The sequence below is a fragment of the Paenibacillus sp. EKM212P genome, assembly GCF_011066115.1.
GTDB lineage: Bacteria > Bacillota > Bacilli > Paenibacillales > Paenibacillaceae > Paenibacillus > Paenibacillus polymyxa_B.
On record NZ_JAAMNR010000060.1, the window covers coordinates 1 to 320 of the forward strand.

1 protein-coding gene is annotated in these 320 nt (G+C 56.6%); it reads left to right on the forward strand.

From position 1 onward, the window contains the following. Positions 1 to 320 (forward strand): AMP-binding protein (locus G9G54_RS24970; protein ID WP_165179962.1); only part of this gene is annotated, 320 nt, incomplete at both ends.

Below are 320 nucleotides of genomic sequence, written 5' to 3' on the forward strand. Positions count from 1 at the left end.
GCACGATGCACTTTGTTCCCGCCATGCTGCATGCGTTCCTGGAGTACGTGGAGCAGCAGCCACGGGAAGTGATGCAAGCGAAGCTGGGCACGCTGCGCCATGTCTTTGCCAGCGGCGAAGCGTTGCCGCCACAGCATGTGGCCCGATTCCAGCGGCTTGTGTCGAGCCTGGCTGGAGCGAAACTGATCAACCTGTACGGTCCAACCGAAGCGACGGTGGACGTATCGTACTTTGATTGTGAAGCGGATGAGGAATATGGAGTTATTCCGATCGGGAAACCGATTCAGAATATTCGTCTGTACATCGTGAAGGAAGGCACG